The organism is Shewanella loihica PV-4, assembly GCF_000016065.1.
In the GTDB taxonomy this organism is placed as follows: domain Bacteria; phylum Pseudomonadota; class Gammaproteobacteria; order Enterobacterales; family Shewanellaceae; genus Shewanella; species Shewanella loihica.
Window position 1 is genome coordinate 58,195 of the sequence record NC_009092.1, and the last position, 19,776, is coordinate 77,970.

Below are 19,776 nucleotides of genomic sequence, written 5' to 3' on the forward strand. Positions count from 1 at the left end.
GCATTTACTTACTTCTGAGTGGTTTGATCTAGGTAGTTGAATAAGAAGCGAGGCTAAGGCCTCGCTTTTTTGTGTGTCATCGTTTGACTCTCGCTCGGGGGCGATATCAATCGGCAGTCTATTTCAGCTGCCGGCCACCATCCAATGCCAGGGAACGCCCCGTCACATACTGGCTCTGCATCAGGTAGTCTATCGCCTGCAGCACTTCGACTTCGCCGCCCTCTCTGGCTAATACCGACTTGGCCCTGGCCTTCTCGCGATAGGCGGCATCGTCATGCTCGTTGAAACAGATCAGCGCCGGGGCGATGGCGTTGACCTTCACCTTTGGGGCCAACTTGGCGGCGAAGGAGAGGGTCATGTTTTCCAGCGCGGCCTTGCTGGCGGCGTAGGCGATATGCTTCTTGCTGCCTTTCTGCGCCACATAGTCGGTGATATGGATGATGTCTGTCATGGCCTGCTGGTTTTGCAGTAGCGGCGTGAGGGCGAGGTTGAGCTGGTAGGGCGCATAGACATGGACCTGCATCATCTGGGCGATCACCTGATCGGCGCCCGCTGGGTCATTGTCATCTAGCCAGAGCGAGGCGTTGTGGATCACCGCATCCAGCTGACGATAGTTCTGCTTTAGCGTCTGGATAAGCTCTTCGAGCTGGCTTTGAACGGTGAAGTCACAGGGGTAGAGGTCGGCGCCCAGTTTGGTGAGGGCATCTATGCTGGGGTAGTGGCTGCGATAGGTGCCTATCACCTTGTATCCGCGGGTGAGAAAGGCCTCGGCCAGATAGAGGCCGATACGCTTGCCTACGCCTGTGATGAGTATGGTTTTTTGCATCCTGATGCACCCTTTGATTCCCGATATTGCAGCCGATAGTAGCTTTCGCGGCTCGCCGGGTTCAAGTGCTTTTAGGGAATATGAGTCCTATCCTCGGCCTGACCCATGTGAATAGTCGTAAGTTTAATCTCTATCCATAATCACCTTTATTGTTTGTATTCAAATCAATGTGTCGTTCATCCATATGCAGTATAAATGGGGTTTTTAGCGCTTAAATTGGATCTAAATGGTCGAAAACTGGCTGTAATTTGGAATAAAAGCGCTATGGCGTTACAATAGTGCCGAATATTTTAATTGTATTGCTATGAGTTCAAATCATTTTAATCAAATCTAAATGATGGCCTGGTGGCGATTCTTTGAGGTCTTAACGGAGAGAATCGATGACGAAAGGTATTGATAAATACAGCATTGAAAGCACCGACTATACGATCGGCCAGGACAATGTGCAGAAGTGGGGGTTCGACGTACACAACCCCGTATTTGGGGTGAGTGCCGGGCTAATTGCCGCCTTCCTGCTGGCGACCCTGTTGACCGATGCCGAGACGGCCAAGTCCGTGCTCGATGGCATTAAGTGGAAGATTATCGGCGCCTTCGATTGGCTGTTTATCTGGTCGGGGAATATTTTCGTGATCTTCTGCCTGGGCCTGATCCTCTCGCCCTACGGCAAGATACGTCTCGGCGGCAACGAAGCCACTGCGGACTACTCCTTCCTCTCCTGGCTATCTATGTTATTTGCCGCCGGTATGGGGATAGGCCTGATGTTCTGGAGTGTGGCCGAGCCCGTGGCCTACTTTACCGGTTGGTATGAGACGCCGCTCGGGGTCGAACCCAACACGCCGGAGGCGGCCAAGTTGGCGTTGGGGGCCACCATGTTCCATTGGGGTCTACACCCCTGGGCCATCTATGGTGTCGTGGCGCTGTCGTTGGCCTTCTTCACTTATAACAAGGGTATGCCTCTCTCCATCCGCTCCATCTTCTACCCCCTGCTAGGTGACAGAGCCTGGGGCTGGGCGGGACATATTGTCGATATCCTTGCCGTGCTGGCGACCCTGTTTGGTCTGGCAACCTCGCTAGGACTCGGCGCTCAGCAGGCGGCCAGCGGTATCCACCATGTGTTTGGTATAGAGGCCAGCCTGGGGCTGCAGATGATAGTGATCGTCGCCGTGACCCTGCTGGCAGTAGTGTCCGTGGTACGGGGTATCGACGGCGGCGTTAAGGTGATCAGTAATATCAATATGATAGTCGCTTTCCTGCTGCTGATCCTGGTGGCCATGATCGGCTACGCCGTCAGCTTGGGCAGCATTCCTACCACCCTGATGGCCTACGTGGAGAACATTATTCCGCTTAGTAATCCACACGGGCGCACCGATGAGGCCTGGTTCCAGGGCTGGACAGTATTCTACTGGGCCTGGTGGATCTCCTGGTCACCATTCGTGGGCATGTTTATCGCCAGGGTTTCTAAGGGGCGTACCGTGCGTGAGTTCATCACCGCAGTGCTGCTGGTACCTACGGCTGTGACTCTGATCTGGATGTCGGTATTTGGTGGCATGGCGATCGATCAGGTAGTCAACAAGGTGGGTGAGCTGGGTGCCAAGGGGTTGACCGACGTGCCGCTGGCCATGTTTGAGATGTTCGATGTGCTGCCGTTCGGCACACTGCTCTCAATCATCGCCGTGGTGCTGGTATTGGTGTTCTTCATCACCTCGTCGGACTCGGGTTCACTGGTGATCGACAGCATCACCGCCGGCGGTAAGATAGACGCGCCTGTGCCACAGAGGGTGTTCTGGGCGCTGCTCGAGGGTGCAATTGCCATGGCCCTGCTGTGGATCGGTGGTACAGAGGCGATTCAGGCCCTGCAGGCCGGCGCCATCTCGACCGCGCTGCCCTTTACCGTGATACTTCTGCTGATGTGTGTCAGCCTGCTCAAGGGGATGCGCACCGAGCGCTTCTAACGCGGGAATCGTGGAAAATAGAGGAGGCCGTTGGCCTCCTTTTTTATTGGCAGCGCCTATGTCAGAGCAAGTATAAACGCCAATACCAGAGCTTATACAAGCGCTAGCACCAGAACTCTTTGATGGGACGGCTGGGGTCGAAGTGATGGGCGATCTGCGCCTGCAGCAGCTCGGCGGTGGCGATGGCGTCGGTCAGGGCGTTGTGGGGCGGATAGCTGGGCAGGCCGTATCTGGAGCGGCTCTGACCCAATCGCACCGAGCCCGGCTTGTCGCCCTTGAGGCGCTGTAGCAAGCCGCCATGCTGGCGCTTCTGTATCTCTGATTCCAGCGCCATAGTATCTATCAGGGGAAACTCTATCCCCTGATGGATGCGGCGGATCAGTGCCCGCTCCAGGAATAATCTTTCTATCGCTTGATAGTGCACCACCATGATCTTGCCCGCCATCTGCTCCAGCACCTGTTCGAAAATGGCGGAGAGATCCGGCGCGTCCAGTATGTCGCTGTGGGTGATGCCGTGGATGATCACCGACTCCTCGGCCAGCTGTTCTCTGGGTCTGACGGTCCAGTGCTGGGCACGGTTGAGAAAGATGCGCCGAAGTGTAAAGGGCACAGTGCCTATGCTGACGATATCATCCTTATCGACGTTCAGGCCCGTGGTCTCGAAGTCCATCGCCAGCAGCTCGACCTCTGCCAGTGGCGTGTCGGGATCCGGCAGGCCGCCCAGATAATACTGGCGTAACCCCTGATGTTCCGTGGTCTTGAGCCGCTGCTCAAACTTACCCGGCCAGTCGATGCTCGGCGGTGACAATAGCTTCTTCAGCATCTTAGGCTCACTTAAACTGGTTGCTGGCGTTGTAGCGGAACTTGAGGAAGTTCTGGGCGTTACTCAAGATCTGAAACGCATCTTTGAGGTTGCGGCGCTCGAAATCCGACAGGTGCTCTGGCTCTATGTTGTTGTCGGGATCGATTCCCTGCTCAACATCTAAGGCCTGATGGCGGATGCGCACCATGGAGATGAACTCCATGGCGTCCCGCAGATCCTCGCCGCGCCCCTTGGGCAGTATGTTGGCGTCTATGATGTCATCCAGGCGCTCGAAAGAGTTGCGTGCACGGGAGCCCACCGCCAGGGCGTGTACCCGAATGAGGTCCGCCAGCGGCGCCGTGCCCCGGCGCTTGAGGTTGATGGAGTTGTTGTGGCGGCCATCTTTTTCCATCACGAAATCTTTGAAGAAACCCAATGGCGGGGTGCGATTCAGGGCGTTGCGGGCGAGGCAGGCCAGGAAACGGTTGTTCTTGCGTGCCCTGCGTACGATGAAGCCGTTGAGCTGCTCGGCCCACTTGAGGCGGCCATAGACGCCGTCGAGATCGAAGAAGATGGAGGCATTCAGTAGCGCCTTAGGGTTTGGATCGTCTATCCAGTCGGCGAAACAGGCCTCCCATTCTTTGCGAGTCATGCGCCACATGGGGTTGGTGGCCATGATATCCCCGGTGCAGTAACTGTAGCCGCAGCTATCCAGTCCATCGCAGACGAAGTTGGCCAGCTGGCTGAAGTAGTCGTCGTGCTTCGCCTTGTCGAAGTCGTCGTCGAGTATGATGGCGTTGTCCTGATCGGTCACGATTAGCTGTTCGTCACGGCCCATGGAGCCCAGCGCCAGGAAGCAGTAGGGGATGGGCGGTGGCCCCAGTTTCTCTTCCGCCAGCTCGAGTATCCGCTGCTTGAAGCTGCGGCCGATCACCGACATGGCGCTGCCCACCATATGAGAGTTGGCATCTTCGTTCACCAGGCGCACGAAGCTGTCTTTGACCTGGGTGGCGAGGGCGGCCAGCTCCTCCAGACTCTGTTGCTGGAAGATGCTGCTCACCAGCAGCAGGGAGTTTTGCGATTCGTACCTGACGATATCCGTGGCTTCGATGATGCCAATCGGCTTGCGTCCCTTACACACCGGCAGATGATGCACGTTGTAGCGCAGCATGGTGAGCATGGCCTCATAGACATAGGCGTTATGATCTAGGGTGATCACCTCTGTACTTACCACGCCGGCCAGCTCGGTGGCCGGGTCTATCCCCTCGGCCACGACTCGGGTGCAGAGATCCCTGTCTGTGATGATCCCAAGCAGCGGGCTGGTGTCGCCGTCCTCATCCTCCAGGACATCTGGGTCGATCACCAGGAGGGCAGAGACATTCTCCTGGGCCATCATAATGGCGGCCTGCTGTATGCTTTCGCCCTTGTGGATCACAGGGGCATCGCGGGTGAGCAGTGTCTTCACCTTGGAGGTGGTCAGGTCATTCTGTTCGCTGGTGTTCGATACCGTCTGGCGCAGCCGGGCGCTGTCCTCCACCTCGACGAAGTCGGCGAAGGTGTCGTACTGATCGTACAGCTGCTGGAAGATCGCCTCAGGGATGCAATAGACCAGGGTGTCCTCGATCGCCTTGACCGGGAAGCGTACCTTGTTGTTGGTCAGCAGGCCCATCTGGCCGAAGAGATCGCCGCTGTCCAGGCGGTTATAGAGTTCGCCCTTGCGGCGGTAGACCTCTACCACGCCGCTGCGCACCATGTAGAGGTCATGGATCTGATCGCCGAAGTGGATGATGGGGGTGTCTTGGCGGTAGTAGGCGATCTCCACATGGTGGCTCACCATGGCGACCACCTCGTCGGGCAGGGCGTTAAACGGGGGATATTGGCTTAAGAAGTTTTGGATCTCGTTTAACTCTGCTTCCATAGATCTGCCTGTGGCTGATGTTCTCCTGTCATGACTAACATACTACCCCATAGACCAGGCTATGTGTGGCGCCTGGTCTAAAAAGATCCCTCAGCTTAGTGGGCCGTCCACAACATCTGGCCGCACTGGCTGAGATCATAACCCCCCAGCTGAGCCGCCAGTTGGCGGGTCTGGGTGCTGCCGAGCATCTCGAACAGGGCCTGGAGCTGACGACGGAAGTAGATCCCCTGAGGCATCACGAAGTCGAAGGATTCGGTCACCAGAGGCACGAAGCTCAGGCCGCTCTCCAGCGCCACCGACTGACAGCCGAAGCCGATGTCGGCCTCGTTGCGGGCGATGAAGCCCGCAAGTTCACGCTCGCTATAGGCGGTGATCTGCGGATTGAGCTGCTCTATGCTGGCCCCCTGCTTGATCAGCCAGTGTTCCAGATGTTGCTGACTTCCTGCACCGGCTTGGCGGCCGACCCATCGCCAGGGCTGGCCGATCACTTTCTCCTCTTCCTGGCATCTGTGGTGCATCTCGCTGCGCATCATCAGCCCCTGCTGGCGGGTGTAGCCGTGTACCATCACCCACTGCTGGTGGTTGGGGTAACCCTTGAGCAACGCCGGGTGACGTATGTTGCGCTCCTCCACATTGCCCCAGTGCAGGGTACAGACGTCGGCGTAGCCGCGAGACAGAAGATCCAGCCCCATGCGGGAGCCGGTTGAGCTGTAGCTAATCAAGTCGCTCTTGCCTATCTTTGACATGAGACGGGCCACCAACATGGAGAGCAGGGGATCGTCGCTGCCTGTGATATGCATGCGATCAGACAGCATGCCGCTATGGCAGGAGTCCATGACCCAACGGTCGATCAAAATCTTGGGAAACAACCATTTACCCGTCACCTTGGTGGCGGGCAATATGCGGTCGTTGGCCATGGAGTAGACCTTCTTCTCGTTCAGATCGAGATATTCGGCGACCTGTTTGGCGCTCATGTAGACGAGTTCGCTGGGTTCAGTCATGGATAATCCTTTAACCTTCTCTGTTAACCTAGGTTACGTTTCGGCGGTGTGGCATCAAATTCGATATTTTCCGCACCATGATAGATGAGGAAGTGGCGCCCCTTGGCACGGGCGATCATGGTGATCCCTAGCTTCTGGGCCAGTTCCAGCCCCATCTGGGTGGCACCGCTGCGCGAAAGCAGGACGGGGATGCCCATCTTGGCCACCTTGATCACCATCTCTGAGGTGAGTCGTCCCGTGGTGTAAAACAGCTTGTTGCCGCCGCCCTGCTGCTTGAGCCACATCTCGCCGGCGAGGGTGTCGACCGCGTTGTGACGACCGACATCTTCGACGAAGCCGATGATCTGATCGCCCTCGCACAGGCCACAGCCATGCACGGCACCTGCATTCTTATAGGTCTCGTTGTAGGCGCTGATGTTGTTGAGCAGGCTGTAGAGCATGCTCTGTTTCAGCTGCGGCGTGGGCAGGCGAATATCCTCGACGCCATCCATGAAGCCGCCATAGACAGTGCCTTGGCCGCAACCTGTGGTGACTGTCTTCTCCGCCAGTTTCTCCTCCAGGTGCGCCGTCGACTCCTTGGTGATCACCGCCGCCGAGTTAACCTCCCAATCCACAATCACAGACTCGAGCTGATGGACGTCGCTGATGAAGCCCTGGTTCTTCAAATAGCCCAGTGCCAGCGCTTCGGGACGGGCACCCAGTGTCATCAGGGTCACTATGGGGCGCCAGTTTAGATAGAGGGTGAGGGGGCGCTCGCAGGCGATATATTTGTCGACCACTTCGCCCTGCTCGTTGATGGCTTTCACCGCCATGGTGAGCGGGGCATCGGCTTGGGTCTTGACCAGTGTGGGGTGTTTAAAACTTGTCATTGCTCTCGTCTTATTGCATTGGGGGCGCACTGAGCATAGCAAGTATCGTTCCCACGCAAGGATTTCGAGTGTAAATGCGTGATCCAGGCGTCGACTTTGTGCGATGTCGCCCTTTTCTGTCCCGGCCAAAATGGCTTTTAGGACAAATTGTCCTACGCTTGTTAGGGATTTGATGATCCAGTTCAAACTATTCCCCTTCTAGCGATGGCATGTAAATTGCTTTGTTAGGTCTATCGCTAACCCAATGCCCGGCGAATCAGCAATACGCCGGCCTGCTAGGCAAAACGGAGACGCAATGCAACATACCGAAAATCAATGGCCCATGTATGTTTCACTGAAAAAGGTGGAGAAACAGATGGGGCGCTGGACCGCTGAAAGTTGGGAATTGGATCAGATAGTTCCCGCCACTCAGCCCGCGCCTACCGGGGCCCACATAGTGATGCTTGAACTCTACAAAGATGAGCGCGGCAGCTATCGCATTAACCTGGATATGGACAACGCCATGCTCTACGTGGTGTGCGACGAGCTGGAAGATGGCACCTGGGTGCCCGCCTATATCTCGGCCGACCAAAATGTCGCAGCCGGTTGCCTCGAGGGTGACACCCCAGTGCTGAACTTCCCCATGCCCAAGGCGATCGCCTGCTGGATCGAGGCCTTTATTACCCGTCACGGCGAGGTGGAGATCTGCGCCCATAGGCGTAAGCATGTCAATCGCCGTAAGAACGAGGGACCGAGCACCAATCCGGATAGGGGGCTAGTGTCCTGATGAGTGATAAGCCAAGCGGACTCTTCGCACGCTGGACTCAGCGTCGCCAACAGGTGCAGGCCGAGGAAGAGGCGGCACGTCTGGCCGAACAGGCCCAGGAAACGCCGGTCGAGCCATCGGTTGAGGCCGAAGGCGCGGATGGTGTCGAAGCTAGCGACCAAGTCGCTCCCGAAGAGAAGAAGATACTGACCGCCGAGGATCTGCCGGATCCGGAGAAGATAGAGGTGGGCGGCAGCTTCGCCAGCTTCATGGCCGACAATGTCGATCCTGATGCCAAGACGGCGGCCCTGAGGGCCCTGTGGAAGCAGCCACACTATCACGAGATCGATGGCCTGCTGGAATACGCCCTGGACTATACGGATCAGCCCAAGTTGACCGCCGAGGTATCGGCCGAGTTAGCCAAGAAGGTCTTCCGGCATCTGACCAAGGATGAAGAGAAGGTCGAGGCGGCTGCCGAGACGTCGGAAACCCAGCTGGCACAGCAGGAAAACGCTGCGGCGCAGGTCGAGGACAATTTGGACAGGGCATCCGACGAGGTGTCCCAAAATGAACCAGAAATACAGGCCTCAACCAAGCCTCCTGTTGTTTAAGGTAAGTTTAGAGTGCTTTTAAATCCATAAATTTGGTACGTGAATTGCTGTATTAACGACAATTAACAACGAGTTAGATAATCGTTGAACTCAGGGTGAAGCTGGCGCAATAAGCGCATGCCGTTAGAGCACAACAGCCACCCGGCTGATACAGCAGCCAAATACTGCTTAGGAACGCAATGTGAGCATGCATTTAGAGACGAGCGACAATTTGGCCCACCTGAAACAGGTGCGCCAGCAAGTGTTGGGACAGACACAAATTCTGCAAAACCTGATCCCACCCACGGTGAGTTACACCACAGAGGGCAATGTGTTGATCATTGGCCCGGAAGACTTGGCACGCCTGGCGGCCGATAAACTGGCCAACATGGGTCAGCGCGCCATTCTGGCCAACGAGTCGATCACCAGTCAGGATGAAGACCACCTGGAGAAGGTGATGAACGCCGCCGAAGATGTCGAGAGCTACTACAACAAGCTCATCGAGATCAAAGGCTTCCTGGGTCAATTCCAGGTCAAGGTCGAGCATGACAATGGCACTGCCGATCTCAGCCTGGTGGCCATTCGTAAGGCCCATTTCGATCTTATCCTCGACCTTAGCCAAGCGCCATGCATCAATCTCGAGATGCTGCCGCCGGGTTACTTCTACGTGGGGCAGGATGAGGCCAAGTTGACGGATGCCATCGCCCAGCTGCCCGAGCTGATCGGTGAGTTCGACAAGCCACGCTACGTCAAGGTGAACAGCGATATCTGTGCCCACCACAGAAACGGTATCGATGGCTGTAGCCGCTGCCTCAACTTCTGTCCCGCCGATGCCATCGCCAGCGTGGACCATAAGATAGAGATCGACCCTTACCTCTGCCACGGTGCGGGCAGCTGTACCAATGCCTGCCCGACCGGCGCCATCAGCTATGACCTGCCGACGCCACAGGCGCTGCACTCCTACCTGAACAAGTTGGTGACACGCTTCCGTAGTGCGGCGCAGACCGCTCCAGTGATTTTATTCCACGATGCCAGCCTGGGTGCCTCGCTGATCGGCGACGAGCTCCCCGGTGCCATCTTGCCGGTGGAGCTGGAGGAGATCACGGTTGCCAGCATGGATCACTGGATGGCGGCCCTGGCCTGGGGCGCGCGTCAGATCTTGGTGCTCAACACAGAGGCCACGGCGCCGACCCTGACCCAGATGCTCAACGGCGAGCTCAAGCTGGCCAACGAGATCCTCGACGAGATGGGTCAGCCGCAGCGCGTCAGCGTGATTGAGGCCAAGCAGATTGCCGACCTGGCCACTCTGATCGAGCCGAGCGCCAGCTGGCCCATGATAGTGCCGGGCGAATTTGCCGCCACCACCAAGCGTGAGACTCTCTACGAGGCGATCGATCACCTCAATAGCCAGGCCGCCTCTACCGATGCCTGCCTGAGCAAGAGCAATATTCCTTACGGCAAGGTGAGTGTTAATACCGATAACTGCACCCTGTGTCTCTCCTGTGTGTCGACCTGTCCGACTCAGGCGCTGACCGACGGCGGTGAGAAGCCGGCGCTCTATTTTGTCGAGCAAGCCTGTGTGCAGTGCGGCCTGTGTGAGTCGGCCTGTCCGGAGAAGGTGATCAGCCTGACACCACAGATTAATTTCGATGCGACTGCTCGTCAGAGCCGTCAAACCCTGAATGAGGAGGCCCCTTTCGAATGTATTCGTTGTGGTACCCCATTCGCCACCCAATCCATGGTGCAACGGATGCTGGATGTAGTCGGCGGACACAGTGCCTTCAGTGCCAATACCGAGCGTCTGAAGATGTGTAGCGACTGCCGGGTAAAAGACATGTTTGAAGACATACTTCAAGATCCTGAAAAGCAACTGCGATAAGAGTTTAGCCATGACCGAATTAGTAAGAGAAGTTTCAGAAAACGATCAGTTAAGAGCCGATATCTACCAGCTTTTGGCGGCGCTTTTACGCAAGCAGCCAAGTGCTGAACTTTTGCAGTTCCTTTCCACCCTGGAGATAGATGCCGACGATGACAGCGACATGACCAAGGCCTGGTTGGCGCTGAAATTGGCGGCGGAGCAGTTTACCCCTGAGCAGCTGGAAGATGAGTACTTCAACATCTTCCTCGGCGTGGGTAGCGGTGAGATCTTGCCCTATGGCAGCTGGTTCATGACGGGCTCGCTGATGGACAAGCCGCTGGCCCTGCTCAGACAGGATCTGGCTCAGCTGGGGTTTGAGCGCAGCGAAGAGGTGAAGGAGCCGGAAGATCATGTGGCCGCCCTGTGTGAGGTGATGGGCACCCTGATCCTCGAGGCGCCTGGCTTCCGCCAGTTGGCGTTTTACCAACGCCACATCGGCAGCTGGATCGAGCGCTTCTGTGACCATCTGGGACGGGCGCCAAGTGCGGCCTTCTATGCCACTGTGGCCCAGCTGGCCAAGGCGTTCTTCGTTATCGAAGCCAACGAATTTGAACAACTTAAGTTAGATATTCCGGTGAACTGCCCCGGCAGCGAAGCGGAGAAGATTGAACCGACAGCCAGCGAACTCGCGTCCTAGGTTGTGGTTTAGCTTAGTGGTCGGCGCCAACGCGCCGACATATTGAAACCGAGGGGCAACCCTCACCAAGCGTCGGGTTCTGGTCTTAGTGTCGACTTCTCTGCAAAGCCGAATCGACCAAGATGATGAGACTAGAGCCTAAATTGAGTCAACATCAAGGAGACACTATGAAGAAGCAAGCTTCTGATATGGGTCGTCGTCAATTGCTAAAAGCATTAGCCCTGGGCAGTGCAGCGGGTGCCGTGGCAACCGTGAGCGGTCAGGCCGCGGCGGCAACGCCTGCACCTCAAAAAGATGCAGCGCACGGCGATGGTTACCACGAGACAGATCATATTCGTAGTTATTACGCGTCTTTACGTACCAAGTAAGCCTTGGACGAGTAATTACGCAGTAATTCAATAACATTAGGAGAGTGTGTGATGCGATTAACCCGCAAAACAGACCAGGCAGAAGTCGCTAAAAAGCCTGCCCTGGGTCTAAGTCGTCGTCAGTTCCTTCAGTCTGCAGGTCTTGCTACTGGTGGTATTGCCGCGGCCTCTATGCTTGGCGCTGGAATGATGCGCAAAGCCGAAGCGAAAGAAGTGCCACATGATGCGCCAACCGAAGTGAAGCGTACCATCTGTTCTCACTGTTCAGTGGGCTGTGGTATCTATGCCGAAGTACAAAATGGTGTGTGGACAGGCCAAGAGCCAGCTTTCGACCATCCATTCAATGCCGGTGGCCACTGTGCCAAGGGTGCGTCTCTGCGTGAGCACGGCCATGGTGAGAAGCGTCTCAAGTACCCCATGAAGCTCGAAGGCGGTAAGTGGAAGCGTATCTCTTGGGATCAGGCTATCGAGGAAGTGGGCCAGAAGGCACTGGATATCCGTAAGGAATCGGGCCCGGATTCAATCTTCTTCATGGGTAGTGCTAAGTTCTCTAACGAGCAGGCTTACCTCTACCGTAAATTCGCTGCCATGTGGGGCACCAACAACGTCGACCACTCGGCACGTATTTGTCACTCTACCACTGTAGCCGGTGTTGCCAACACCTGGGGCTATGGTGCGCAAACCAACTCGTTCAACGATATCCGCAACGCCAAGGCGATGATGTTTATCGGTTCTAACCCTTCAGAAGCTCACCCGGTTGCCATGCAACACATTCTGGAAGGTAAAGAGCGCGGCGCGAAGATTATCGTTGTCGATCCTCGTTTCACCCGTACTGCGGCTAAGGCCGACGAGTACGTGCATATTCGCCCAGGTACCGATATTCCTTATATCTACGGTCTACTGTGGCATATCTTCGAAAACAAGTGGGAAGACCAGACCTTCATCGATCAGCGTGTCTACGGCATGGAGCGTATCCGCGAAGCTGCCGCTAAGTGGAACCCTGAAGAAGTTGAAAACGTGGTCGGTGTACCGAAAGAGCAGATGTACCGTGTGGCCAAGACACTGGCCGAGACTAAGCCTGGCACCATAGTCTGGTGTATGGGTGGTACTCAGCACCACATAGGTAATGCCAACACCCGCGCTTACTGTATCCTGCAGTTGGCCCTGGGTAATATGGGCGTTTCTGGTGGCGGTACTAACATCTTCCGTGGTCACGATAACGTACAGGGCGCAACCGACTTCGGTCTGCTGTTCGACACCCTGCCTGGTTACTATGGCCTCAAGACAGGTTCTTGGAAGCACTGGTGTAACGTATGGGATCTGGACTATGAGTGGGTGAAGGCTCGCTTCGACCAGGAACAGCGTTTGGGTCAGGATCCTATGACCTCTACCGGTATTCCTTGTTCTCGTTGGCACGACGGCGTGCTGGAAGACAAGTCTAAGATCGCTCAGAAAGACAACATCCGTATGTCATTCTTCTGGGGTCAGTCGGTTAACACAGAAACCCGTGGCCGTGAGGTGCGTGAAGCACTGAACAAGATGGACACTGTAGTGGTTGTGGATCCATTCCCAACCATGGCGGGTGTGATGCATACCCGTAAAGATGGCGTCTATCTGCTGCCAGCGGCGACTCAGTTCGAAACCTATGGTTCGGTATCTGCCTCTAACCGCTCACTGCAGTGGCGTTCACAGGTTATTGAGCCGCTGTTCGAATCTAAGCCTGACCACGTCATCATGTACAAGTTGGCGAAGAAGTGGGGCATAGAGAAAGAACTGTGTAAGCATATCCAGGTGAATGGCGACGAGCCGTTGATCGAAGATATTGTCCGTGAATACAACAAGGGTATGTGGACCATCGGTTACACAGGTCAGAGCCCAGAGCGTCTCAAGATGCACCAGGAAAACTGGGGCACCTTCGACATCAAGAGCCTGGAAGCACCGGGTGGCCCAGCTAAGGGTGAAACCTACGGTCTGCCTTGGCCATGTTGGGGCACACCTGAGATGAAGCACCCAGGTACCCAGATCCTCTACCGTACCGACCGTGAAGTCCGCTTCGGTGGTGGTAACTTCCGTGCCCGTTACGGTGTTGAGCACGATGGTAACAACATCCTGGCCGAAGGCTCTTACTCTAAGGGCAGTGAGATCAAGGACGGTTACCCAGAGTTTACCGACAAGATGCTTAAGCAGCTTGGCTGGTGGGACGACCTGACCGCAGAAGAGAAAGCCGCTGCCGAAGGCAAGAACTGGAAGACAGATATCTCTGGTGGTATCCAGCGTGTCGCCATCAAGCACGGTTGTATCCCATTTGGTAACGCTAAGGCCCGTTGTATCGTTTGGAACTTCCCTGATGATATTCCGGTTCACCGTGAGCCTCTGTATACGCCTCGTCGCGATCTTGTGTCTAAGTACCCAACTTACGATGACCGTATGGTTGCGCGTCTTCCTACCCTGTACAAGTCAATTCAGGATCAGGACTTCGCCAAAGAGTTCCCACTCGCCTTGACCTCTGGTCGTCTGGTTGAGTACGAGGGCGGTGGTGAAGAGACACGTTCTAACCCTTGGTTGGCAGAGCTTCAGCAAGAGATGTTTATCGAAATCAACCCTGCTGATGCGGCGGATCGTGGTCTACGTGATGGCGATGTCGTATGGGTTCACAGCCCAGAAGGCGCCAAGATCAAAGTGCAGGCAATGGTGACACCGCGTGTGATTGAAGGCGAGTGTTTCATGCCGTACCACTTCGCGGGTATGTTCGAAGGCGAGAGCCTGGAGAAGAGCTACCCAGAAGGTACAGTGCCTTACATCATTGGTGAGTCGGCCAACACCGTATTGACCTATGGCTATGACGTGGTGACCCAGATGCAAGAGACTAAGTCTAGCTTGTGTCAGATCACTAAAGCCTAACGGAACTTGATGAGGAGATAAGCCATTATGGCAGTCATGAAATTTCTATGTGACACCAAACGCTGCATCGAGTGTAACGGTTGCGTCACAGCATGTAAGAACGAAAACGATTCCGCTCTCGAGTGGGGTATCCAACGCCGTCGCGTCGTGACCATCAACGATGGTCAACCCGGTGAAGCCTCGATCTCTGTGGCTTGTATGCACTGTACCGACGCCCCTTGTCAGGCCGTTTGCCCAGCAAACTGCTTCTACAAGACGGAAGATGGCCTAACACTACACAACAAAGATACCTGTATCGGTTGTGGTTACTGCCTATACGCCTGCCCATTCGGTGCGCCTCAGTTCCCTAAGAAGAGCACCTTTGGCAGCCGCGGCAAGATGGACAAGTGTACTTTCTGTGCCGGTGGCCCAGAAGAGACCTTCTCCGAAGCCGAGCGTAAGAAGTATGGCGCTAACCGTCTGGCCGAGGGTAAGTTACCTATGTGTGCCGAGCTTTGTTCAACCAAGGCACTGCTCGCTGGTGATGCGGAAGTGGTTTCCAACATCTACCGTGAGCGTATTGCGGCCCGTGGTAACCCCAATGCGATCTGGGGCTACACCCCTAAGACTGGCGTTTAAAGTGAATAGTACCGTAAGCCTTCGGGCTTACGGTCTGTAAAGGAGTGACTATGTTATTAAAATCACTGCGCAGCCTATTCACTGTGTTGTTATTGCCATTGGTCTTGGCAATGGGCTTAGGCTTGACGACGTCAGCCTATGCCGTTGACGAACAGACCAGTCAACAGATGGCAAATACCAGCGACGCTGAGCTATGGCGAGCCGTGAAGTCAGGAGACAAGGGATACACCACAGCCAAAGGCGCTGAGGGTGGGGTCATGATTAACGTGTCGGCTATCGAAGGCACTAACGTTAAGAACGACTATCTCACCCCAGTGATGGCGCTGGCCGTTTGCGGTGTGTTCGGTGCTTTCTTGATCTTCTATCTGGTGAATGGCCCTTCAAAGCTAAGTCATGGTTTCTCTGGCAAGATGGTATTGCGCTGGAGCAAGGCCGATCTTTGGATTCACTGGGTGATGGCGCTTTCCTGCCTGGCGTTGATCTTTACTGGTCTAAACATCATGTTGGGTAAGCATGTGCTACAGCCCTATGTGGGCACAGGCATTTGGGGCTCGCTGATCTACGGCAGCAAGACGATCCACGATTACGCGGGTCCCTTGTTCATCGTGGCCTGGGCTATCTGTGTGGTTAAATGGATGCCGTTGCAGACATTTAAGCTGTATGACCTTAAGTGGTTCCTGGTGGTTGGTGGCTACATCAACTTCGGACCCTTCAAGGGCAAGCACCCAGACAGTGGCTTCGCCAACGCCGGTGAGAAGATGTGGTTCTGGACGCTAACCCTGTTCGGTCTGTTTATCGCGGTATCCGGTATCATGCTGGTGATGCCTGCCCTGGAACTGCCACGTGAAGCCTCTATGGCGGCACTGCTGGTTCACGGCCTCAGCGCCATCATCATCATCGCCTTTACTATCGTCCACATCTGGATGGCGACGGTACTGAGTGAAGGTGGTATGGAGTGCATGAAGTCGGGTTACTGTGATGAGAACTGGGCAGTACAGCACCACAACCTTTGGTACGATGAGATCAAAGATAACGGTACCCTGACTTATAGGGACTAGACCTACAGCGACTAGACTCAAAGCGCAGACGCGTTATTGAATAAAAGCGCATAGATGAAGCACCCCACCTAGGCATTAGGCGGGGTGTTTTTTTATGGTTAAAGGTTGAGAAATTTAGCGGATCCAGATCACCTTTGGCTGTTTTTTGAACGCGCTTTTTATTTTCAATAACAACAACTTCATTACATCTACTGGATCCCGGTTTTAGCTATTTTTAGGGATTGCCAGCAAAGTGTATTGGCTAAAGTATGACTGGCTTAACACTTTGGCCATTTATTCATTTTTTCCGCTTATTGACCCCTGTTTAGATCAATATCTCTGCCTCGCTTCTTACCTATATTGCAACGGCAATTAATCGGATGTTTTTAAAAAACATAGCATTTTTACCAAACCGCCACCTGTGAATAACATTGCCTTAACCAAGGTGCCGATGGCGGTTTTGAATAAATCATCCCTACCAATCGAAACTTCCTAATCCACTAGGAGCAAGAATGAAGAAGCAACAGCCCGATCTCAATCGCAGATCTTTGCTGAAAGCACTCACCATCGGTGGTACGGCCGGTGTGGCCATCGCCGCGAGTGGTGTGAGTGTTGCCAATGCAACCGAAAGTAAATCTCAAGAAAAACATGCCGATGGCTACCATGAAACTGCACATATCCGCAGTTATTACAATAGCTTGCGTAGCTAATTAGGAGAATTTGAGCGATGAAGTTAACGCGCAAAACAAATGAGGCAGTCGCAACGGCTAAGCCAAGCTTAGGCATCAGCCGTCGTCAATTCATGAAGCATGCGGGTATCACAACCGGTGGTATTGCTGCAGCCTCTCTTCTCGGTACCGGCATGATGCGCCGCGCCGAAGCGAAAGATATTCCACACGATGCCCCAATCGAGATCAAGCGCACCGTATGTAGCGCCTGTGCCGTGGGCTGTGGTCTGTATGCAGAAGTCCAAAACGGTGTCTGGACGGGTCAGGAACCAGCATTCGATCACCCATTCAATGCCGGTGGTCACTGTGCCAAAGGTGCTGCGCTGCGTGAACATGGTCACGGCGAGAAGCGTCTTAAGTACCCAATGAAGCTGGTCGACGGTAAGTGGAAGAAGCTCTCTTGGGAGCAGGCCTTCAACGAAGTTGGCGACAAGATGCAGAGCATCCGTCAAGAGTCGGGCCCAGATTCACTCTACTTCATGGGTAGCGCCAAGTTCTCTAACGAAGGCTGCTACATGTACCGTAAATTTGCGGCCATGTGGGGTACCAACAACGTCGACCACTCGGCACGTATCTGTCACTCTACCACTGTAGCCGGTGTTGCTAACACCTGGGGTTACGGTGCGCAAACCAACTCTTTCAACGACATTCAGAATGCGAACGCGATCTTCTTCATCGGTTCAAACCCTGCCGAGGCACACCCTGTTGCCATGCAGCATATTCTGATCGCCAAAGAGAAGAACAACGCCAAGATCATCGTGGTTGACCCACGTTTCTCTCGCACCGCGGCTCACTCTGATCTGCACTGTGCACTGCGTCCAGGTACCGACATTCCTTTCATCTACGGTATGTTGTGGCACATCTTCGAAAATGGCTGGGAAGACAAGGCCTTCATCCAGCAGCGCGTGTTCGAGATGGACACCATCCGCGAAGAGGTGAAGAAGTTCCCACCACAAGAAGTGGCTAACATCACAGGCGTGAGTGAAGAGCAGGTTTACCAAGCGGCTAAGCTGATGGCGGAAAACCGTCCTGGTACTGTGGTTTGGTGTATGGGTGGTACCCAGCACCACGTTGGTAACGCCAACACCCGTGCCTACTGTATCCTGCAGCTGGCTCTGGGCAACATGGGCGTATCTGGCGGCGGTACTAACATCTTCCGTGGTCACGATAACGTACAGGGCGCAACCGACCTTGGTCTGCTGTTTGATACCCTGCCTGGCTACTATGGCCTCAAGACAGGTTCTTGGAAGCACTGGTCACACGTTTGGGATCTGGATTTCGACTGGGTTAAGGGTCGCTTCGACCAGAACGAATACCTGGGTCGCATCCCAATGAACACTCCTGGTATTCCATGTTCTCGTTGGCACGACGGCGTATTAGAAACGCCAGAGAAGCTGGCGCAGAAAGATCGCGTGCGCATGGCCTTCTTCTGGGGGCAATCTGTTAACACAGAAACCCGTCAGCGCGAGGTGCGTGACGCCCTAGATAAGATGGACACGGTTGTTGTTGTGGATCCATTCCCAACTATGGCGGGTGTCATGCACCGTCGTAAGGATGGTGTCTACCTATTACCAGCAGCGACTCAGTTCGAGACCGAAGGTTCAGTGTCTAACTCTGGCCGTAGCCAGCAGTGGCGTGAGAAGGTGATCGAGCCGTTATTCGAATCTAAGACAGATATCGAGATCATGTATCGCCTATCGCAGAAACTCGGTTTCGACAAGGAATACACTAAGCGCATCGCAAAAGATGCCAAAGACATGCTAGTGATCGAAGACATCACCCGCGAGATCAACCGCGGTATGTGGACTATCGGTATGTCTGGCCAAAGCCCTGAGCGTCTGAAGCTGCACACCCAAAACTGGGGCACCTTCAGCAACAAGACGCTTGAAGCAGAAGGCGGCCCAGCCAAGGGCGAAACCTATGGTCTGCCATGGCCATGTTGGGGCACACCAGAGCAGAAACACCCTGGTACCCAGATCCTCTACAACACAAACAAACACGTGCTGCAGGGTGGTGGTAACTTCCGTGCCCGTTATGGCGTCGAATACCAAGGCAAGAACCTGCTGGCCGAAGGCAGCTTCTCTAAGGGCAGCGAGATCCAAGACGGTTACCCAGAGTTCAGCGACAAGCTGCTCAAGCAACTGGGCTGGTGGGACGATCTGACCGCCGAAGAGAAGGCAGAAGCCGAAGGCAAGAACTGGAAGACCGACCTTTCTGGCGGTATCCAGCGTGTGGCCATGAAGCACGGCTGTATTCCATTTGGTAACGCTAAGGCCCGCTGTATCGTGTGGACCTTCCCGGATCAAGTGCCTGTGCACCGCGAGCCGCTGTACACACCACGTCGCGATCTCGTGTCTAAGTACCCAACCTATGACGACATGCAGGTACATCGTCTACCGACGCTTTACAAGTCTATCCAAGAGAAAGACACGGCAACCAAGTACCCACTGGGTCTGACCTCTGGTCGTCTGGTTGAGTACGAGGGTGGTGGTGAAGAGTCTCGCTCTAACCCATGGCTGGCCGAGCTACAACAAGAGATGTTTGTTGAGATCCACCCAGGCGATGCCGCCGACCGTGGTATCCGCAACGGCGATACCGTATGGCTGGAAGGCGCCGAAGGCGGCCGCATCAAGATCAAGGCCATGGTTACTCCTCGCGTTAAGCAAGGTGTTACCTGGATGCCATACCACTTCGCCGGTGTGATGCATGGTGAGAGCCTAGAGAATAACTATCCAGAAGGTACTGTGCCTTATGTGATTGGTGAGTCTGCGAACACGGCATTGACCTATGGTTATGACCCTGTCACGCAGATGCAAGAGACCAAAGCGTCGCTTTGTCAGATCACTAAAGCTTAAGTATCGGGAGA

16 protein-coding genes are annotated in these 19,776 nt (G+C 55.0%); 11 read left to right on the top strand and 5 right to left on the bottom strand.

All coding sequences use genetic code 11. The features are described 5' to 3' along the window. Positions 1 to 118 precede the first annotated feature (118 nt). Positions 119 to 826, bottom strand: a complete 708-nt coding sequence (gene folM, locus SHEW_RS00245; RefSeq protein WP_011863858.1) for a dihydromonapterin reductase — start codon at positions 824 to 826, stop codon at positions 119 to 121. A gap of 380 nt (positions 827 to 1,206) precedes the next feature. Between folM and SHEW_RS00250 the strand changes: the two genes are divergently transcribed. Further along, positions 1,207 to 2,778 carry a BCCT family transporter gene (locus SHEW_RS00250; protein WP_011863859.1) on the top strand — a complete coding sequence of 524 codons (1,572 nt, stop codon included), beginning with the start codon at positions 1,207 to 1,209 and terminating at the stop codon, positions 2,776 to 2,778. A 103-nt stretch (positions 2,779 to 2,881) separates the two neighbouring features. Here SHEW_RS00250 and SHEW_RS00255 read toward each other — a convergent pair whose 3' ends face one another. From SHEW_RS00255 to SHEW_RS00270, 4 genes are all read right to left on the bottom strand, one after another. Then, the gene (locus tag SHEW_RS00255; protein ID WP_011863860.1) at positions 2,882 to 3,601 is read right to left on the bottom strand and encodes a 3'-5' exonuclease; all 720 of its coding nucleotides are present in this window, start codon (positions 3,599 to 3,601) and stop codon (positions 2,882 to 2,884) included. Positions 3,602 to 3,608: 7 nt separating this feature from the next. Further along, positions 3,609 to 5,498: a DUF294 nucleotidyltransferase-like domain-containing protein gene (locus tag SHEW_RS00260; RefSeq protein WP_011863861.1), complete on the bottom strand. Its 1,890-nt coding sequence runs from the start codon at positions 5,496 to 5,498 to the stop codon at positions 3,609 to 3,611. Positions 5,499 to 5,593: 95 nt separating this feature from the next. Beyond that, on the bottom strand, positions 5,594 to 6,499 hold the full coding sequence (locus SHEW_RS00265; RefSeq protein WP_011863862.1) for a substrate-binding domain-containing protein: 906 nt from the start codon (positions 6,497 to 6,499) through the stop codon (positions 5,594 to 5,596). Between the two features lie 23 nt (positions 6,500 to 6,522). After that, positions 6,523 to 7,368, bottom strand: coding sequence for a formate dehydrogenase accessory sulfurtransferase FdhD (locus SHEW_RS00270; protein WP_011863863.1), 846 nt, complete (start codon positions 7,366 to 7,368; stop codon positions 6,523 to 6,525). A 295-nt stretch (positions 7,369 to 7,663) separates the two neighbouring features. Between SHEW_RS00270 and SHEW_RS00275 the strand changes: the two genes are divergently transcribed. From SHEW_RS00275 to SHEW_RS00320, 10 genes are all read left to right on the top strand, one after another. Then, entirely contained in the window at positions 7,664 to 8,134 is a 471-nt protein-coding gene (locus tag SHEW_RS00275) for a DUF3305 domain-containing protein (protein ID WP_011863864.1), read from the top strand. Continuing rightward, a complete protein-coding gene (locus SHEW_RS00280) occupies positions 8,134 to 8,724 on the top strand; it encodes a DUF3306 domain-containing protein (RefSeq protein ID WP_011863865.1) in 591 nt (196 codons plus the stop codon). Before SHEW_RS00275 ends, SHEW_RS00280 begins: the two co-directional genes overlap by 1 nt. 187 nt (positions 8,725 to 8,911) lie before the next feature. Next, positions 8,912 to 10,582: a 4Fe-4S binding protein gene (locus tag SHEW_RS00285; RefSeq protein ID WP_041406239.1), complete on the top strand. Its 1,671-nt coding sequence runs from the start codon at positions 8,912 to 8,914 to the stop codon at positions 10,580 to 10,582. Between the two features lie 10 nt (positions 10,583 to 10,592). Next, positions 10,593 to 11,258, top strand: a complete 666-nt coding sequence (locus tag SHEW_RS00290) for a TorD/DmsD family molecular chaperone (protein ID WP_011863867.1) — start codon at positions 10,593 to 10,595, stop codon at positions 11,256 to 11,258. A gap of 167 nt (positions 11,259 to 11,425) precedes the next feature. Continuing rightward, positions 11,426 to 11,626, top strand: a complete 201-nt coding sequence (locus SHEW_RS00295; RefSeq protein WP_011863868.1) for a twin-arginine translocation pathway signal — start codon at positions 11,426 to 11,428, stop codon at positions 11,624 to 11,626. A gap of 51 nt (positions 11,627 to 11,677) precedes the next feature. Next, complete coding sequence (locus tag SHEW_RS00300) at positions 11,678 to 14,527, top strand: formate dehydrogenase subunit alpha (RefSeq protein WP_011863869.1); 2,850 nt, start codon at positions 11,678 to 11,680, stop codon at positions 14,525 to 14,527. 27 nt (positions 14,528 to 14,554) lie between these two features. After that, entirely contained in the window at positions 14,555 to 15,145 is a 591-nt protein-coding gene (fdh3B, locus tag SHEW_RS00305; RefSeq protein WP_011863870.1) for a formate dehydrogenase FDH3 subunit beta, read from the top strand. A 50-nt stretch (positions 15,146 to 15,195) separates the two neighbouring features. Then, positions 15,196 to 16,203 (top strand): formate dehydrogenase subunit gamma, encoded by a 1,008-nt coding sequence (locus SHEW_RS00310; RefSeq protein ID WP_011863871.1) that lies wholly within the window; start codon positions 15,196 to 15,198, stop codon positions 16,201 to 16,203. Positions 16,204 to 16,694: 491 nt separating this feature from the next. Next, positions 16,695 to 16,892 (top strand): twin-arginine translocation signal domain-containing protein, encoded by a 198-nt coding sequence (locus SHEW_RS00315; protein WP_011863872.1) that lies wholly within the window; start codon positions 16,695 to 16,697, stop codon positions 16,890 to 16,892. Positions 16,893 to 16,909: 17 nt separating this feature from the next. Then, positions 16,910 to 19,765, top strand: coding sequence for a molybdopterin-dependent oxidoreductase (locus SHEW_RS00320; protein WP_011863873.1), 2,856 nt, complete (start codon positions 16,910 to 16,912; stop codon positions 19,763 to 19,765). Positions 19,766 to 19,776 lie beyond the last annotated feature (11 nt).

Bases quoted from the DNA above. Each gene is read 5' to 3' on its own strand.
- SHEW_RS00295 (WP_011863868.1), top strand. From the start codon at position 11,426: ATGAAGAAGCAAGCTTCTGATATGGGTCGTCGTCAATTGCTAAAAGCA.
- SHEW_RS00275 (WP_011863864.1), top strand. From the start codon at position 7,664: ATGCAACATACCGAAAATCAATGGCCCATGTATGTTTCACTGAAAAAG.
- SHEW_RS00280 (WP_011863865.1), top strand. From the start codon at position 8,134: ATGAGTGATAAGCCAAGCGGACTCTTCGCACGCTGGACTCAGCGTCGC.
- SHEW_RS00285 (WP_041406239.1), top strand. From the start codon at position 8,912: ATGCATTTAGAGACGAGCGACAATTTGGCCCACCTGAAACAGGTGCGC.
- SHEW_RS00315 (WP_011863872.1), top strand. From the start codon at position 16,695: ATGAAGAAGCAACAGCCCGATCTCAATCGCAGATCTTTGCTGAAAGCA.
- SHEW_RS00300 (WP_011863869.1), top strand. From the start codon at position 11,678: ATGCGATTAACCCGCAAAACAGACCAGGCAGAAGTCGCTAAAAAGCCT.
- SHEW_RS00265 (WP_011863862.1), bottom strand. From the start codon at position 6,499: ATGACTGAACCCAGCGAACTCGTCTACATGAGCGCCAAACAGGTCGCC.
- SHEW_RS00320 (WP_011863873.1), top strand. From the start codon at position 16,910: ATGAAGTTAACGCGCAAAACAAATGAGGCAGTCGCAACGGCTAAGCCA.
- SHEW_RS00260 (WP_011863861.1), bottom strand. From the start codon at position 5,498: ATGGAAGCAGAGTTAAACGAGATCCAAAACTTCTTAAGCCAATATCCC.
- SHEW_RS00290 (WP_011863867.1), top strand. From the start codon at position 10,593: ATGACCGAATTAGTAAGAGAAGTTTCAGAAAACGATCAGTTAAGAGCC.
- SHEW_RS00270 (WP_011863863.1), bottom strand. From the start codon at position 7,368: ATGACAAGTTTTAAACACCCCACACTGGTCAAGACCCAAGCCGATGCC.
- SHEW_RS00310 (WP_011863871.1), top strand. From the start codon at position 15,196: ATGTTATTAAAATCACTGCGCAGCCTATTCACTGTGTTGTTATTGCCA.
- SHEW_RS00250 (WP_011863859.1), top strand. From the start codon at position 1,207: ATGACGAAAGGTATTGATAAATACAGCATTGAAAGCACCGACTATACG.
- folM (WP_011863858.1), bottom strand. From the start codon at position 826: ATGCAAAAAACCATACTCATCACAGGCGTAGGCAAGCGTATCGGCCTC.
- SHEW_RS00255 (WP_011863860.1), bottom strand. From the start codon at position 3,601: ATGCTGAAGAAGCTATTGTCACCGCCGAGCATCGACTGGCCGGGTAAG.
- fdh3B (WP_011863870.1), top strand. From the start codon at position 14,555: ATGGCAGTCATGAAATTTCTATGTGACACCAAACGCTGCATCGAGTGT.